Source organism: Streptomyces sp. LZ34 (assembly GCF_053890475.1).
The window spans coordinates 1,777,604-1,795,529 of the sequence record NZ_CM132680.1; the positions used below are offsets into that span (position 1 = coordinate 1,777,604).

Genomic DNA, 17,926 nt, shown 5'->3' on the forward strand with positions numbered 1-17,926 from the left:
CACTCACCTTGACTGCTACGAAGCTGCTTCGTTCATGGCCTTGACCAAGCTACGAGGCCGCATGTCGGTCCAGTGCTCGTTGATGTAGTCGAGACATGCCTGCCGGCTGTCCTCGCCGTGCACAGAGACCCATCCGGCCGGTACCTCCACAAACGTAGGCCACAGGGAATGCTGGCCTTCGTCGTTGACGAGAACCAGGTACGTGCCGTCGGGGTCTTCGAACGGGTTGGTCATGACTTTCCTCCACTCGAATGCATAACAGGACGGGTTTCACTGCCGGCTGCCGCCGGGCATCCTTCGGGTTTGTCTTACTGTCGGTCTTGCCGGACGCCTTCGAGCAGGCGAATGATCCCGCAGGCGACCGACCCATCGGGGTCGACTGAGCTGACGACGCCGAGACGACCAACCGATTCCGGGGAGTGGGCGGCAACGCTGAGCATGCCGATGATGTCAAACCCCGCAGAGGCCGCGGAGGTGTCGCCGATCAAATCCCAGACGGATATGCGAGAGAGCGCGGTGGAGTCGAAGAGACTCCCGAGAAGCCTGTTCTCCTCTTCTCCCGCAGGACCGGCAATTCCACTGGGTACGACGGCCCAGACGTCGTCCGCGGTCGCCTTGGCGGTGGCGAGTGCGCCGTGCAGGCATGCGCTGAGAGCGCCGCTGAGGTCGTCGTCCGTGTCGACGCGGAACTCCAGTGCGAGGACTTCGGCCAGGGCGGGACGGTGCGCGGAAGGCAGTGACGCTTCGGTCTCCAGCAGGAGGAGAGCGCACCCCTCCCCCAGCACCACGTCCCCTCCCCCGCGTCGGTGGTGTTCCATCCACGAGCGAGCGTTCGAGTACTCCTCGACGCCACCGCACAGCACTCGGTCGGCACGCTGATGCGTCAGCAGGCGCTGCCCGTATTTGAGAGCCAACAGCGCGGCCACTCTGCCGCCCGCGATGGTGCTGTTGGGTCCTTGAAGCCGGTGCCAGATGGCGCTGGCTGAAGCGGCGCGGTTCATGACCATGTTCGGGACGAGCGCGGCCGGCACATGGTGCGGTCTGGGTCCTGTCAGGGACGCCTTGGTGAAGTCCATATAGCTCTGAGGGGTACCGGTGGTGGTGCCCATGACCATCGCGGTGTTCGGCCCGTCGGCTATCGGGGCTTCCTCGGGCGCCTCGTGGAAGAGTTCCCGTACCGCGGTGACCGCCAGGGCGGCCTCACGCCCCAGTATGCGCGTTCCACTCTTTCCCAGAACCTCTCGTATGTTGAAGTCGGGAACCAGGCAGATGTTGGTATCCGGGACGGTCTGCCAATCGTCGGGATCCGGGGGTCCTGCGGTTTTTCGTCCGGCGTGCAGTCCCTCGGAGAACGCGACTCTGCCTATTCCGAAGGGGGAAACAGCCGACCATCCGGAGATATAGATCGGGTTCGGCCGGCTGGGCTCGTCGCTCATCGCTGGTGTTCCCTCTCTAGTAGCAGGCACGCTGGATGCGCGACTCAACGCGGATCTTTGGTGTATTTACCGAGCATGACGACAGCGTTGTTCCCACCGAACGCAAGGCCGTTGTTCTGCACGATGCGCACCTCCGCGTCGAGACTTTCATTGGGAACGCAGTCGATGGGGCATTCGGGGTCCGCCCGGCGGTGGTTGGCCGTCGGCGGGATGAATCCGTGTGTGATGGCGAGGGCACCGGCGATGGCCCCGAGGGCGCTCGCTGCCCCCATGGTGTGGCCGATCATGGACTTGATGCCGACCATCGGGGGTGGGTTGTCGCCGTAGACCTGCTGGATCGCCCGGGTCTCGGTGAGGTCGTTCATTTTGGTGCCGGTGCCGTGCGCGGAAATGAGGTCGACGTCCTCGGGCTTCAGGTCCGCGTCATCGAGCGCGAGGCGTATGCAGCGTGCGACGCTGTCTTCTTCGGGTGCGGTGGGATGGTGCGCGTCGCAGTTCAGCCCGTATCCCAGGATCTCCGCATAGACATGCGCTCCCCGAGCGAGCGCGGACTCTTCGCTTTCGAGAAGCATGACGCCGGCGCCCTCGCCGGTCAGCAGTCCCTCTCGATCCGCGTCGAAAGGGCGGCATTCATCAGGGGAGATGAGCCCGACCCGATAGAATCCTGCGAAGGTCTTACGGCACAGCCCGTCGGAACCGCCTACCAACGCATAGTCGACTTCCCCTGAACGCACCGCGTCAAGGCCGCTGCCCAGCGCGTAGTTGCCTGCGGAGCAGGCCGTGGGGAGCGTCGAGACTTCGACGTTCGAGAGTCGGAATTCCTTGGCGACGGCCATCGACAAGCTCAGGGCGGGGGCTCGACGGGCGATCTCCGGCTCCATACGGTCCGGCCCGTGGCGTAAGGCCGTCTCGGCCAAGTGGTCGAGGTCATGGCCTTCGCCGTCGGTTGTCCCGATCGCTATCAAGCCGCGCTTGTTCCGTAGATCTTCTTCGGTCAGATCGGCGTCCGCCACTGCCATGCGTGCCGCCGCTACCGAAAACTGAGATGCTCGGCCGAGGTCGGCGATGGGGATCCGATGAACAAAGTCCGCCAGATCGATATTGGACAGTTGATGGCCGCGCGCGTACTGAAATCCAGCTGTATCGAACAAGGTGATAGGAGCCGTGCCAACACGTCCGGCACGCAAGGCATCTTTATATTCCGTCACCCCGTTACCAACACTGGAAAGCACTCCCGCTCCGGTGAGGAGCACCCGGCGACGACTCGGGTCAGCTTCCCTTATTGACAAGACTACTTGGCTCCGTATTCGTCGAGTACCTCCAGGATGGCGTCAATGTTGACCATCCGCGAGGCCGCCTTGGGGTCGATCTCGACAGAAAAAGTCGTCTCAAGGTGGGTCAGAATCTCGATGGCATCGAGTGAGTCGGCTCCGTGCTCTTCCACAAGCAGGCCGGTTCGAGTGAGGCTCGATTCATCCAGCTCAACAACGTTAGCAACGATCTCGCGGACCTTCGCCTCGCGCTCGGCATCGGACAATGCGATCCCCCATCTCTCAGCACACAAGGTTGCAGGCAGGTACAGGCCAGACACTGGTTCGCTGCCATTGACCAGTCCGGCTCATCCTCCACAGGATTCTCTCTGGGACATGGCACGGCACGGATGCCAATTATTTAGGCCTCAACCGTTTCCAGACATCCCCTCGGGCGCAGTGTATCCACCAACTCTGCCATCGCGTCTACCAGTTCGCTCGATTTGCCATTCAATCTGCCCTGAATCCAGGCACTTGAACGAAGACATCCCATTTAATCTGCTTGGCACCACGCCAAGGACCCGAGTTGACCCGATGCGTTCACCCGCTCACCCCGAGTTCCGCATCAGGCAGTTGACGGCAGACCGTTCGCCCAACTTGTGCAACAGACGCGCCTCCACAGAAGCCGATAGGCCAGTAGGGTCAGTTGGGCGCAACTCAGGCCATGCCAGGCTTGCTTGGGATCGGCTGACCGTCCCCGGTGGGGCGACAGCCACGTTGGAGAGGATTCGGACGGTTGATAGCTCCGAGTTGGCAGCCGCGTGAACTGACTCCGGACAGCGGGAGTGTGTCAGCGAACCCGGCCGGACTGGTCGACCTGTTAAACCTGGTCGATCTGACCGATTTGCTGGTGAAAGAGAAGGCGCTCATCTTCCGTGGATTCGGCATCACCGCCGAGTCCTATGACGAGGTGGCCACCGCCCTCCTGCCTCGCCGCCTGGCGTACATCCACGGAAACTCGCCGCGTACCAAAGTCGGACAGAACGTCTACACATCGACCGAATACCCGCCCGAGTTCACCATCTCCATGCACAATGAGATGTCCTACGCGCACACTTGGCCATCGCGGCTGCTGTTCTTCTGCGAGCGGGCTCCTACCAGTGGCGGTGCCACTCCCGTGGTCGACGGACAACTCTGGCTGGAGGCCATAGACCCCGAGATCCGAGGCGCTTTCGCGGGAGGAGTCCGGTACATTCAGAACCTCCACGACGGTTACGGACTCGGCAAGAGCTGGCAGGCCACATTCGAGACCGAGGACCCCTCGGAGGTCGAGGCGTTCCTGGATAACGCTGGAGCCGACTGGAAATGGAAGGGCGACGGCACTCTATGGATCAGTCAGCTGCGCCCGGCCACGGTACGGCACCCCGTCACCGACACCGAGGTGTGGTTCAACCAGGCTGATCAGTTCCACGTCGCGGGCCTGGGCGACGATGCCCGGGAGATGGCCGAGTTGCTGTCCGAAGATGAGATGCCGCAGTCCGTCACCTTCGCCGACGGCAGCCCCATCCCCGCCGAGCACATCACGCATATCCAGGAGACCGGGCTTCGCCTGGCCGTCGATGTGGATTGGCAAGCCGGGAGTCTGCTCCTCATCGACAACGTGCTCGTGGGCCACGGCCGACGGCCGTTCGCCGGCCCACGCCGGGTGTTGGTCGCGATGTCGGACTGACAGTGTCTTCGGACTGACGGTGTCTAGGGACGGGTGATGGCACGATCAGCGGCCGCGGGAAGGCCGAACCAGCGCTCGATGGACTTCAAGGGGTCGAGCAAGCGGCTTATTGCCCAGTTCAAACCGGAACGGGTCACGGTCTCCGCCATGCTGCTCGTCGGTGTGCCGAGCGTCGCGCTCTCCGTACTGGGGCCGAAGATCCTCGGCCAGGCAACCGACCTGATCTTCGCCGGGCTGGTGGGGCGCCGACTGCCCGATGGAAGGTCCAAGGAACAAGTCATCGCCGAGATGCGGGCCAAGGGTGAGGACGGGGTCGGTGTCCTGTCCGGGGTGGACTTCACACCGGGCAAGGGCATCGACTCGGGCGCGGTGGGCTCCGTCGTGCTGCTCGCCCTCGGCGTCTTTCTGCTGGCCGGGCTGCTGATGGCGGTGGCGACTCGGCTGTCCAACCGCGTGATCAACCGGACGGTGTTCCGGATGCGCGGGGAGGTGCAGGCCAAGCTGTCACGGCTGCCGCTGTCGTACTTCGACACGCGGCAGCGGGGCGAGGTGCTCAGCCGGGCCACCAATGACCTCGACAACATCAATCAGACTCTGCAACAGACGATGGGCCAGCTCATCAACTCGCTGTTCACCATCATCGGCGTGCTGGGGATGATGTTCTGGATCTCCCCCCTGCTTGCCTTGGTCGCGCTGATCACCGTGCCGCTGTCGGCGGTCGTGGCCATGCGGGTCGGCAAGCGGTCGCAGCCGCTGTTCGCTCAGCAGTGGAAGTCCACCGGCAAGCTGAACGGACACATCGAGGAGATGTACACCGGCCATGCCCTGGTGAAGGCCTTCGGCCGCGAAGAGGCATCGGCCCGGGCATTCGCCGAACACAACGAGGCCCTCTACCGAGTCGGCTTCAAGGCCCAGTTCAACAGTGGGCTCATGCAACCCCTGATGTTCTTCGTCTCGAACCTGAACTATGTGCTGGTGGCGGTCGTGGGCGGGCTGCGGGTGGCCTCCGGTGCGCTGTCCATCGGAGATGTGCAGGCGTTCATCCAGTACTCACGGCAAATCAGCCAGCCACTGACACAGGTGGCCTCGATGGCGAACATGGTGCAATCGGGGGTCGCCTCCGCTGAGCGGATCTTCGAGCTACTGGACGCGGAGGAACAATCGCCCGAACCCGGCTCGTCAGCCCGCCCCACAGAGCTGAAGGGCAGCGTCTCGTTCGAAAGCGTGTCGTTCCGCTACCACCCCGATAAACCGCTCATCGAGGACCTCTCGCTGACCGTCGCGCCCGGGCAGACAGTCGCCATCGTCGGACCGACCGGCGCGGGGAAGACCACGCTGGTCAACCTGTTGATGCGCTTCTACGAGCTGACCGGCGGGCGGATCACGGTGGACGGGGCCGACATCTCACGCATGCCTCGCGAGCAGCTCCGGGCCGGCATCGGCATGGTTCTCCAGGACACCTGGCTGTTCGGCGGCACCATCGCGGACAATATCGCCTACGGCTCCGCCAGATCCGTCACCCGCCACGAGATCGAGGAGGCGGCGCGCGCCGCGCATGCCGACCGCTTCATCCGGACACTGCCGGATGGCTACGACACAGTCCTCGACGACGAGGGAACGGGCGTGAGTGCCGGCGAGAAGCAGCTCATCACCATCGCTCGCGCCTTCATCTCCGATCCCGTGATCCTGGTCCTGGACGAGGCGACCAGCTCGGTCGACACCCGCACCGAAGCACTGATCCAGAAGGCGATGGCACAGCTTGCCCACGGCCGTACGAGCTTTGTCGTCGCTCACCGGCTCTCGACCATCCGGGATGCGGACACCATCTTGGTGATGGAGGAAGGCTCGATCGTCGAGCAGGGAGCACACGAAAAGTTGCTGGCGGCCGGTGGGGCCTACGCCCGGCTCTACAAGGCGCAATTCGAGCAGGTTGGCGGGGCAGCCGACTAAACACCGACATCGCAAAGGCCATCGAAAAACGGGGATAAGTTGCTCAGTACAGGTTTCAATCCAACAGATCGCTGGATCCGCCGGAACAGAACTTCAAGCAACTTGCGTCTGCGCTTGGTCTGCTTCCCTCATGCAGGTGGCTCCGCCAATTTTTTCTATTCATGGTCAGATTTCCTGCCGACCGATGTGGAGTTGCTCTCCGTCCAGTACCCGGGTCGACAAGAACGCCTCACCGAACCCTGCGTCGAGAAAATGGACGAACTCGTCGCCGGGATCACCAATTCTCTGTCGCGTTTCCTCGATCATCCCTTTGTTCTGTTCGGGCACAGCATGGGGGCATCGGTAGCCTTCGAGGTCTCTCGTCAACTGGAGAGAACCTTCGGAGTCAGCCCAAGAATGCTGTACGTCTCGGGGCAGGAGGCTCCCCACATGCCGATGCGACGGGAGCCGGTCAGCGACGATGACGAAGCTCTGCTCTCCGAAATCCGCAGGATAAACGGCGGCGACGCGGAAGTGCTCGACGACCCGGACCTCAGGGAATTGGCGCTGCCAGCGATTCGCGCCGACTTCCGCCTGCTCGAGGCATACCGCCCTCAACCGGTCAGATCGATTTCAGCACCTATCACCTCATACGTGGGTGACAAGGACATCGACGTGGACTTCGACAACGCGCGGGCATGGGCGCAGTCAACGCTGGGGACTTTCCGCTTCCAGACCTTCCCCGGCGGGCACTTCTACCTATCGGACTGCAAACCCGGGTTCGTCTCCGATCTCGTCCGCAGAGTGGATCAATAGCCTGCCTCAGCACGGCCACCGCTGACTTGCCGCCACGCCTCGCCCTGGCGGAAGACTTCTCCCTGCTCGATTACCAAGAAAGGCCATGACTTGTGATTCCGGTGTCTTTTGCGCAGCGTCGGTTGTGGTTTTTGGGGCAGTTGGAGGGGGTGTCGGGTACGTATAACGTGCCGTTGTCGTTGCGGTTGCGGGGGCGGTTGGATGTGGGGGCGTTGCGGTTGGCGGTGGGTGATGTGGTGGGGCGGCATGAGAGTTTGCGGACGGTGTTTCCGCAGGTTGATGGGCAGCCTTTTCAGCGGGTTGTGGGGGCTGGGGTGGCGGTGCCTTCGTTTGAGGTGGTTGAGGTGGCTGGGGTGGGTGAGGGGGAGCTTGCGGGGTTGTTGGTGGGGGTGGCGGGGGCTGGGTTTGATCTGTCGTGTGAGCTTCCGTTGCGGGTGCGGTTGTTTGTGCTGGGTGGGGATGAGTTTGTGTTGTTGGTGGTGGTGCATCATATTGCGGCGGATGGGTGGTCGATGGCTCCGTTGGCGCGGGATCTGTCGGTGGCTTATGCGGCGCGTGTGGGGGGTGGGGTTCCGGGGTGGGAGCCGTTGGGGGTGCAGTATGCGGATTACACGTTGTGGCAGCGGGAGGTGTTGGGGAGTGAGGATGATCCGGGGAGTGTGATTTCGCGGCAGTTGGGTTACTGGTCGGGTGTTCTGGCGGGTGTGCCGGAGCAGTTGGAGTTGCCGGTGGACCGGCCGCGGCCGGCGGTGGCGTCGCATGTGGGTGCGAGTGTTGGGGTGCGGGTGCCGGCGGGGGTGCATGGGGGGCTGGTGGAGCTGGCGCATGGCAGTGGTGCGAGTGTGTTCATGGTGGTGCAGGCTGCTCTGGCTGTTCTTCTCGCGCGTATGGGTGCGGGTTGTGATGTTCCGATCGGTACGGCGGTGGCCGGGCGTACTGATGATGCTCTGGATGATCTGGTCGGTTTCTTCGTCAATACGCTGGTGCTGCGTACGGATGTCGGTGGGGATCCCACGTTCCGTGAGCTGGTGGAGCGGGTGCGGGAGACGGACCTGGCGGCGTTCGCGCATCAGGATGTGCCCTTTGAGCGGCTGGTGGAGGTGCTCAACCCGCAGCGCTCGATGGCCCGGCATCCCCTGTTCCAGGTGATGCTCTCCTTCCAGAACAACACCCGACCAGACCTCACCATGCCCGGCCTCCACATCACCCACCAGCCGCTGCAAGACGTCTCAGCCAGGTTCGACCTGACGGTCAACCTCGGTGAACACCGCACCGAAGACGGTGCTCCCAACGGCATGGCCGGCCGACTCGACTACCGCACCGATCTGTTCGACCAGGTCACAGTTGAGGCGTTGGCTGCTCGTTTTGTGCGGGTGTTGGAGGCGGTTGCGGCTGATCCGGATGTGCCGGTGGGGCGGGTTGATGTGTTGGGTGAGGCTGAGCGGCGGCGGGTGCTGGTCGACTGGAATGACACGGCGCATGCGGTGCCGGATGTGGTGGTGCCGGAGTTGTTCGAGGCGCAGGTGGCGCGGACCCCGGATGCGGTCGCGGTCGTGTGTGAGGGTGAGGAGCTGACGTATGCCGGGCTGAACGCTCGGGCGAACCGGCTGGCGCGGTATCTGATCGGTCGGGGGGCCGGGCCGGAGCGGCTGGTGGGGGTGGCGCTGCCCCGTTCGGTCCATCTGGTGGTGGCGTTGCTGGCGGTGATGAAGTCGGGGGCGGGGTATGTGCCGGTGGATCCGGAGCTGCCCGCGGAGCGGATCAGCTACATGCTGCGGGACGCGGATCCGCTGCTCCTGGTCACCGACACCGCAACCGCCACCACCCTGCCCACCCCGGACGGCCGGCCTGGTCTGTGTGTGGTGGTGGATGCTGCTGAGACGGCTGCGCGGATCGCCGGGCAGCCCGCCACGGACGTGGCCGATGCCGACCGCGCGGGAGCGCTGCTGGCCGGCCATCCGGTGTATGCCATCTACACCTCCGGCTCCACCGGCCGGCCCAAAGGCGTGGTCATCTCCCACCAGTCCCTGGTGAACTACCTGGCCCGCTGCCCCGAGGCCTACCCCGAACTCTCCGGCACAACAGTCGCCCACGCCTCGGTGTCCTTCGACACCGGTATCACCGTGCTCTACGGCACCCTGATCAGCGGCGGCCGGATCCGCATCACCCCCTGGGACTCCACCCCCACACCCGCACACCCCCACAACGAACCCGTCAGCCTGATCAAGATCACCCCCAGCCACCTCCCCCTACTCGAAGACTCCGCTCACCGGCCATCCGGTCGCCTCATCATCGGCGGCGAACCCCTCCCCGCCGAAGCCCTCCACACCTGGCACACCCACCACCCCAACATCCCCGTCACCAATAGCTACGGCCCCACCGAAACCACCATTGCCGCCACCGACCACACCATCACCACACCCACCGGCGGGGCGCCGACCACCGCGACCATCCCCATCGGCCGCCCCATGTGGAACACCCGCACCTACGTGCTGGACCACGCCCTACGCCCCGTGCCGGTAGGGGTGGCGGGGGAGCTTTACATCGCGGGCTCGGGTCTGGCCCGTGGATATCTCCACCGGCCTGCGCTTACCGCCGAACGTTTCATTCCCGACCCGTTCGGCCCGCCCGGCACCCGCATGTACCGCACCGGTGATCTCGCACGCTGGAACACCGACGGCACGCTTGAGCACCTCGGCCGCACGGACACCCAAGTCAAGATACGCGGCTTCCGCATCGAACCCGGCGAAATCGAAGCCGTCCTGACCAGTCATGACGCGGTCACCCAAGCCGCCGTCCTCGTACGCGAAGACCAACCCGGCGACAAACGGCTCGTGGGCTATGCCGTACCCGTCGACGCGGAGACGGGTGTCGATGCTGACAGGGTGTTGCATGCCGTCGGGGATCGGCTTCCGGATTACATGGTGCCTTCGGCGCTCGTTGTGCTGGACCGGCTGCCGTTGACGGCGAATGGGAAGCTGGACCGGGGGGCTTTGCCTGTTCCCGGTTATGCCGTGGCTGTTGGCGGGCGGGTGGCGCGGACGGGGCGGGAAGAGGTGTTGTGCAAGCTGTTCGCTGAGGTTCTGGGGGTGCCCAGAGTCGGGATCGATGACGGTTTCTTCGATCTGGGCGGTGACAGCATCGTGTCGATCCAGCTGGTCGCCCGCGCCCGGGCAGCCGGTCTGGTCTTCACACCCCGGGACGTGTTCGAACGCAAGACCGTCGAAGCCCTCGCCCGGATCGCCACAGAACCCGGCCTCAACGACACGGGCCCACACGCCGGGAGCGGCACGCCGGACAGTGGAGTGGGCAGCGTTGTACTGACGCCGGTGATGCATCGGTTGTATGAGCTGGGCGGCCGGGTGGACCGCTTCAGCCAGGGAGTCCTCCTCCAGGCACCCCCCGGGCTGGGCATGGAACACCTCACCACCGCAATACAGACGGTACTCGACCATCACGACGCACTCCGCGCCCGCCTCACCACCCCAAGCGACACCACCACATGGGAACTCCAGATCCCGCCCGCCGGCCACATCCACGCCACACAATGCGTGCGACGCGTGGACACCACCGGCCTGACCGACGATGACCTGAGCAACACCATCACCGAAGAAGCCCACGCCGCCCGGGAACGGCTCGCACCCACCTCCGGACTCATGCTCCAGGCCGTATGGTTCGACACCGGCCCCCAGACCCCGGGCCGGCTGCTGATCGTGGTCCATCACCTCGTAATCGACGGGGTGTCCTGGCGGATCCTGCTCCCCGACCTCCAAACCGCCTGGGAAGCAGCCACCACCCACACCACCCCCGCCCTCCAGCCCGCAGAAACCTCCTTCCGGCAATGGGCCACAGGACTCGCCCAAACAGCCCAGAACACCCAATGGGAGAAAGAACTCCCCTGGTGGCAGAACGTGGGGAAAACCACCGACCCGCTCCTGGGCACCCGCCCCCTGGACCCCACCCGCGACACCGCAGCCCACGCCCGCCGACTGACCATCACCCTGCCCTGCGAACACACCGAACCACTCCTCACCCACCTCCCCGCCCTCTTCCACGCCGGCATCAACGACATCCTCCTCACCGCACTCACCCTGGCCATGACCAAATGGCGCACCGACCGCGGCCAGCACACCGGACAAGGCCTGCTGGTCGACCTGGAATCCCACGGACGCCACGAAAACACCGTAGAAGGCGCCCAACTGTCCAACACCATCGGCTGGTTCACCTCCCACCACCCCGTCCGACTGGATCCAGGCATCTTCAACCAGGCCCAGGCCTGGGCCGGCGGAGCCGACCTCGGACGCATCCTCAAACGCATCAAAGAACAACTCCGCGCCACCCCCAACAACGGGATCGGCTACGGACTCCTGCGCTACCTCAACCCCACCACCAAACCCCACCTCACCCACCTGGCCACCCCACAGATCGGCTTCAACTACCTCGGCCGCCTCCCCACCGGAGGCCCCACCAACTGGACACCAGCCGCCCACGCCACCACAGCAGGCTCCGGCCCCGACCCCGACATGCCCCTCACCCACACCCTCACCATCAACACCCTCACCCAGGACACCCCCCACGGCCCCACCCTCACCACCACCCTCACCTGGCCCGACACCCTCCTCACCCACACCGACATCCAAAAACTCGCCGACACCTACCACCAAGCCCTCACCGCCCTCACCGCACACGCCACCCTCCCCCACACCGGCGGCCGCACCCCCTCAGACCTCCCCCTCCTCCACCTCACCCAAGCCGACATCGACCACCTCGAAACCACCCACCCCCACACCACCGACATCTGGCCCCTCGCACCCCTCCAAGAAGGCCTCCTCTTCCACACCCTCTACGACACCCACGGCCACGACCCCTACACCTCCCAGCAAACCTTCCGCATCACCGGCCCCCTCAACATCCCCACCCTCAAAACCTCCCTCACCACCCTCCTCACACGCCACCCCAACCTCCGCGCCGGCTTCCACCACGAAAACCTCACCCACCCCATCCAAATCATCCCCACCCAAACCCACCTCCCCTGGCAAGAACTCGACTGGACCCACCTCAACCCCGACACACAGCAAGCCTCACTCGCCACCTGGCTGGAAGAGGACCAAGCCCGCCGCTTCGACCTCGACCAGCCACCACTCATCCGCTTCACCCTCATCCACCTCGCCCACCACCACTACCGCCTCATCTTCACCAACCACCACATCCTCCTCGACGGCTGGTCCCTCCCCGTCCTCATGCAAGAACTGTTCACCCTCTACACCCACCAAGGCCACGAGACCGCAGCCGGACTGCCCCCGACCACCCCCTACCGCGACTACCTCACCTGGATCACCACCCAAGACCGCACCACCGCCGAAAACACCTGGCGCCACACCCTCCACAACCTCCAACAACCCACCCGACTCACCCCCCACGACCCCACCCGCACCCCCCAACCACCCCAACACCACACCCACCACCTCACCACCCACACCACCCACCAACTCACCACCACCGCACGCCACCACAACACCACCCTCAACACCCTCATCCAAACCGCCTGGGCCATCCTCCTCAACCACACCACCGCACAACACGACATCACCTTCGGCGCCACCACCAACGGCCGACCCCCACACATCCCCCACATCGAAACCATGGTCGGCCTCTTCATCAACACCCTCCCCGTCCGCGTACAACTCAACAACACCCAAACCCTCGCCCAAACAGTCACACAACTCCAAGACCAACAAACCCGCCTCATGCAACACCAACACCTGGGGCTCGCGCAGATTCAACGCTTGGCAGGGCATGACGAGCTATTTGACACCGTCATAATTTTTGAGAATTACCCGCTCAAGACCGCAGACGCGCCCGACCTCGGCAAGAATGGATTGACATTCGTAAAGGAATCCGGTCGCAGCGGAAATCACTACCCGCTCAGCCTCATCGTGATGCCCGGGCAAGAACTCGAATTCCGCCTGGAATATCAGCCTGGTTTGTTTGAGCGTGAGTGGGTGGAGGTGCTGGCTGGTCGTCTGGTGCGGGTGTTGGAGGCGATGGCCGCTGATCTGGATGTGCCGGTGGGGCGGATTGATGTGTTGGGGGAGGCCGAGCGGCAGCAGGTGCTGTCCGGGTGGAATGACACCGGGCGTCGGATGCCGGATGCGCTGCTGCCGGAGTTGTTCGAGGCGCAGGTGGCGCGGACCCCGGATACGGTCGCGGTGGTCTTCGAGGGCCAGGAGCTGACGTATGGCGAGTTGAATGTGCGGGCGAATCGGCTGGCCCGGTACCTCATCGGGCTGGGGGTGGGGCCGGGGGATGCGGTGGCGGTGTGGATGGAGCGTTCCGCCGATCTGATAGCCGTTCTGCTGGCTGTGGTGAAGGCGGGCGGGTTTTATGTTCCGTTGCATGAGGGCTATCCGGTGGAGCGGCTGCGTTCGGTCATGCGCGACTGCGGCGCCGGGGTGCTGCTCACCGACCGGGCCGCACAGGCGGGCGGGTTCGCCGGTGATGCGCGTGTGGTCGAGGTGACCGGCGAGGTCCTGACCGCTGACGACACCGACGACAGCAACGTGGTCGTGGGTGGCAGGCATCCGCTGCAGCTCGCCTATGTGATGTACACCTCGGGCTCCACCGGCGAGCCGAAGGGCGTGGCCGTACCCCACCGGGGCGTGGTGGAACTGGCCCTCGACACCTCCTGGGCCAGCGACACAGACAACGCGCACAAGCGCGTCCTGATGCACGCCCCACACGCCTTCGACGCCTCCGACTACGAGATCTGGGTCCCCCTGCTCTCCGGCGGCCGCATCGTCGTAGCTCCCAACGAGCCGGTTGATGCTCAGGTGTTGCGTGGGCTGGTGGCGGGTGGCCGGGTGAGTGCGGTGCATGTGACGGCGGGGTTGTTCCGGGTGATCGCGGAAGAGGATCCCGGGTGTTTCGGCCAGGTCCAGGAGGTACTGACCGGCGGCGACGTGGTCTCCCCCACCGCCGTCCAACGCGTCCTCCAAGCCTGCCCGCAAATCAGGGTCAGATCCCTGTACGGACCCACGGAAATCACCCTGTGCGCCACCCAACACCTCATGACCCCCACCACCCCACCCGGCACCTCAGTACCCATCGGCCGACCCATGGACAACACCCGCACCTACGTCCTGGACCACGCCCTACGCCCCGTACCCCCGGGAGTCGCAGGCGAGCTCTACATCGCCGGAACCGGCCTGGCCCGTGGATATCTCCACCGGCCTGTCCTTACCGCCGAACGTTTCGTCCCTGACCCGTTCGGCCCGCCCGGCACCCGCATGTACCGCACCGGCGACCTCGCACGCTGGAACACCGACGGCACACTCGAACACCTCGGCCGCACGGACACCCAAGTCAAGATACGCGGCTTCCGCATCGAACCCGGCGAAATCGAAGCCGTCCTGACCACTCATGACACGGTTGCCCAAGCCGCCGTCCTCGTACGCGAAGACCAACCCGGCGACAAACGGCTCGTGGGCTATGCCCTACCCGCCGACGCGGAAACGGGCGTCGACACCGCCAAGGTGTTGCACACCGTCAGGGACCGGCTCCCGGACTACATGGTCCCCTCGGCTCTCATCGTGCTCGACCGGCTGCCGCTGACGCCCAACGGGAAACTCGACCGGAAAGCCCTGCCCGCCCCCGACTACACCGTGTCCGCTGCCGGGCGTGCCGCACGGACACCACGCGAGCGAGCCCTGTGCAAGCTCTTCGCCGATGTCCTGGGAGTGCCCAACGTCGGCATCGATGACAGTTTCTTCGATCTGGGTGGCGACAGCATCGTGTCGATCCAGTTGGTCGCCCGCGCCCGGGCTGCCGGTCTGGTCTTCACGCCCCGGGACGTGTTCGAGCGCAAGACCGTCGAAGCTCTCGCTCTGGTCGCAGCGGACACCGGTGCCACAGCTCCGAGCGGGGACACGGCCCAAGCTCTCGGCACCGTGGTGCCGACGCCGATCATGCACCAACTACGTGAGCGTGGCGGACCGGTGGAACGGTTCAGTCAGGGAGTGCTGCTCCAGGTTCCCGAACGGCTGGGTCTGGACAATCTCATCGTGGCGGTACAGGCCCTCCTGGACCACCACGACGCTCTCCGCGCCAGCCTCGTGGACCGTGCGGGCGACGCATGGGAGCTGGAGATTCCCGCCGCCGGCGCGGTGCGCGCGGCAGAGTGTGTGCATCGCGTCGACGTTTCCGGTCTGACCGACGATGCTCTGAGCAAGGTCATCGCAGCGGAGGCAGAATCCGCCCGGGAGCGGCTCTCGCCCAGGTCGGGGGCGATGGTTCAGGCCGTGTGGTTCGACTCCGGCCCCGACACGGCCGGGCGGCTGCTGATCGTGGTGCATCACTTGGTCGTCGACGGGGTGTCCTGGCGAATCCTGCTCCCCGACCTCCAGGCGGCCTGGGAAGCAGCCACCACCCAGACCACCCCCACACTCCAGCCGGTCGGCACTTCCTTCCGCCAATGGGCTGTCGATCTGGCCGAATACGCCCAGGCTCCGGAGCGGGTGCGGGAACTCCCCCTGTGGCAGGCCATCCGCCAATCCCCGGAACCACAAATCGGCGCCCGCCCTCTGGACCCCGCCCGGGACACCCTCAACACCGCACAGCGCATAACGGTGACCCTGGCCCCGGAACAGACCGAGCCTCTGCTCACCCAGGTCCCCGCCTTGTTCCACGCCGGTATCAACGATGTCCTGCTGACCGCCCTGACGCTGGCAGTGATCCGTTGGCGGGCCGGGCGCGGCCGACATGACGGAGACAGCGGACTGCTCGTCGATCTTGAAAGCCACGGGCGTCATGAGAGCATCACGGCAGCCGAGCTTTCCCGGACGGTGGGCTGGTTCACCTCCCAATACCCGGTCAGGCTGGATCCAGGGAGCTTCGATGAAGCTCAGGCCTGGGCCGGCGGAGACGACCTGGGGCGCGTCCTCAAACGCATCAAGGAACAACTCCGGGCTGTTCCGCACGACGGGATGGGCTACGGACTCCTGCGCTACCTCAACCCCGCCACCAGCCCCCACCTCGCCGACCTCCCGGCCCCGCAGATCGGGTTCAACTACCTCGGGCGCCTGCCCATCGGCCAGGCCGCCCATTGGGCACCGGCCGCTGAATCCACCGCGGCAGGCTCCGGCGCCGACCCCCGCATGGCCCTGTCTCACACCCTGGCCATCGGCTCACTCACCCAGGACACCCCGCAGGGCCCCACTCTCACGACCACCTTCACCTGGCCGGACACCGTTCTCACCCGTAAGGAGATTCAGCAACTCGCCGACGGCTACCACCAGGCGCTGACCGCACTCACCCGCCACGCCACCCGCCCGGACGCCGGCGGCCGCACGCCCTCAGACCTGCCCCTACTCGGAATCAACCAGGCGGACATCGACCGCCTGGAAAAGGTGTGGAGGAAGAAGAAGTGACTCAGCACGAACTGGAAGACATTCTTCCTCTCGCACCGTTGCAGGAAGGCCTGCTCTTCCACGCTCTCTATGACACCGACAGCCGGGACATGTACACGACCCAGTTCTCCTTCCGAGTGGAGGGGGCACTGGATGTGCCGGTTCTCAAGGCCTCAGTGCGGGCGCTTCTCCGCCGCCATGCGAATCTGCGGGCCGGATTCCTTCACGAGGGCCTGTCCCGCCCGGTGCAGGTCATTCCGCGCGAGGTGGAACTGCCTTGGGAGGAGATCGACTGGACCCACCTCGACCCCGATACGCAGGAGAGCTCTCTCGCTGCCTGGCTGGAGGAGGATCAGGGTCGTCGGTTCGACCTCGATGAGCCGCCGCTGATCCGGTTCACCCTCATCCACCTCGCCCACCACCACTACCGCCTCATCTTCACCAACCATCACATCCTCCTCGACGGCTGGTCCCTGCCCGTCCTCATGCGGGAACTGTTCACCCTTTACGCCCACCAAGGCCACGAGACCGCAGCCGGACTGCCCTCGACCACCCCCTACCGCGACTACCTCGCCTGGATCACCGCCCAAGACCGCACCACCGCCGAAAACACCTGGCGCCACACCCTCCGCAACCTCCAACAACCCACCCGACTCACCCCCCACGACCCCACCCGCACCCCCCAACCACCCCAACGCCACACCCACCACCTCACCACCCACACCACCCACCAACTCACCACCACCGCACGCCACCACAACACCACCCTCAACACCCTCATCCAAACCGCCTGGGCCATCCTCCTCAACCACACCACCGGACAACACGACATCACCTTCGGCGCCACCACCAACGGCCGACCCCCACACATCCCCCACATCGAAACCATGGTCGGCCTCTTCATCAACACCCTCCCCGTCCGCGTACAACTCAACAACACCCAAACCCTCGCCCAAACAGTCACACAACTCCAAGACCAACAAACCCGCCTCATGCAACACCAACACCTGGGGCTTACCGATATACAGAAACTCGTCGGCATCGGCGAACTCTTCGACACCGTCATCATCTTCGAAAATTACCCGGTAAATCTCGCAGAGAGCTCGGGAGCCGTCCAAGCATCCTCCGGCTCTGTCGATAAGCTGCGGATCATACCTGCGGGTACCCGCGATGCCACGCACTACCCACTAACTCTTGTTGTGGCCCCCGGGCCCCCCTTGGAATTGCGCCTGGACTATCGCCCGGACCTCTTCGACCACAGCACCATCGAGGCGATGGCCGTCCGTTTGGAGCGGATACTGAAAGCCATGGCCGCCGATATGGATATGCCGGTCGGTCGGGTTGATGTGTTGGGTGAGGTTG

At 64.9% G+C, this 17,926-nt stretch carries 8 protein-coding genes and 1 pseudogene; 5 read left to right on the top strand and 4 right to left on the bottom strand.

All coding sequences use genetic code 11. From position 1 onward, the window contains the following. Positions 1 to 15: 15 nt before the first annotated feature. The 4 genes from ACWY4P_RS06365 to ACWY4P_RS06380 all read right to left on the bottom strand — a co-directional run bounded on the left by ACWY4P_RS06365 (position 16) and on the right by ACWY4P_RS06380 (position 2,973). Complete coding sequence (locus tag ACWY4P_RS06365; protein ID WP_358647784.1) at positions 16 to 234, bottom strand: MbtH family protein; 219 nt, start codon at positions 232 to 234, stop codon at positions 16 to 18. A gap of 74 nt (positions 235 to 308) precedes the next feature. After that, positions 309 to 1,436 carry a beta-ketoacyl synthase N-terminal-like domain-containing protein gene (locus tag ACWY4P_RS06370; RefSeq protein ID WP_456209148.1) on the bottom strand — a complete coding sequence of 376 codons (1,128 nt, stop codon included), beginning with the start codon at positions 1,434 to 1,436 and terminating at the stop codon, positions 309 to 311. A 44-nt stretch (positions 1,437 to 1,480) separates the two neighbouring features. Beyond that, positions 1,481 to 2,668 carry a beta-ketoacyl-[acyl-carrier-protein] synthase family protein gene (locus ACWY4P_RS06375; protein ID WP_456209149.1) on the bottom strand — a complete coding sequence of 396 codons (1,188 nt, stop codon included), beginning with the start codon at positions 2,666 to 2,668 and terminating at the stop codon, positions 1,481 to 1,483. Between the two features lie 59 nt (positions 2,669 to 2,727). Further along, entirely contained in the window at positions 2,728 to 2,973 is a 246-nt protein-coding gene (locus tag ACWY4P_RS06380; RefSeq protein WP_456209150.1) for an acyl carrier protein, read from the bottom strand. 560 nt (positions 2,974 to 3,533) lie between these two features. Between ACWY4P_RS06380 and ACWY4P_RS06385 the strand changes: the two genes are divergently transcribed. From ACWY4P_RS06385 to ACWY4P_RS06405, 5 genes and pseudogenes are all read left to right on the top strand, one after another. After that, positions 3,534 to 4,415 (top strand): TauD/TfdA family dioxygenase, encoded by an 882-nt coding sequence (locus ACWY4P_RS06385; RefSeq protein WP_456209151.1) that lies wholly within the window; start codon positions 3,534 to 3,536, stop codon positions 4,413 to 4,415. Positions 4,416 to 4,451: 36 nt separating this feature from the next. Continuing rightward, complete coding sequence (locus tag ACWY4P_RS06390) at positions 4,452 to 6,365, top strand: ABC transporter ATP-binding protein (RefSeq protein WP_456209152.1); 1,914 nt, start codon at positions 4,452 to 4,454, stop codon at positions 6,363 to 6,365. Positions 6,366 to 6,467: 102 nt separating this feature from the next. Further along, a complete protein-coding gene (locus tag ACWY4P_RS06395; protein WP_456209153.1) occupies positions 6,468 to 7,160 on the top strand; it encodes a thioesterase II family protein in 693 nt (230 codons plus the stop codon). A 149-nt stretch (positions 7,161 to 7,309) separates the two neighbouring features. Then, positions 7,310 to 16,585 carry an amino acid adenylation domain-containing protein gene (locus ACWY4P_RS06400; protein WP_456209154.1) on the top strand — a complete coding sequence of 3,092 codons (9,276 nt, stop codon included), beginning with the start codon at positions 7,310 to 7,312 and terminating at the stop codon, positions 16,583 to 16,585. Further along, a pseudogene (locus ACWY4P_RS06405) lies at positions 16,582 to 17,877 on the top strand (condensation domain-containing protein); the annotation flags it as partial. The gene ACWY4P_RS06400 and the pseudogene ACWY4P_RS06405, both read left to right, overlap by 4 nt. Between the last annotated feature and the right edge of the window lie 49 nt (positions 17,878 to 17,926).

What these genes read in the sequence shown, in the direction of transcription:
- ACWY4P_RS06365 (WP_358647784.1), bottom strand. Translation starts at nt 234, where the DNA reads ATGACCAACCCGTTCGAAGACCCCGACGGCACGTACCTGGTTCTCGTC.
- ACWY4P_RS06390 (WP_456209152.1), top strand. Translation starts at nt 4,452, where the DNA reads ATGGCACGATCAGCGGCCGCGGGAAGGCCGAACCAGCGCTCGATGGAC.
- ACWY4P_RS06370 (WP_456209148.1), bottom strand. Translation starts at nt 1,436, where the DNA reads ATGAGCGACGAGCCCAGCCGGCCGAACCCGATCTATATCTCCGGATGG.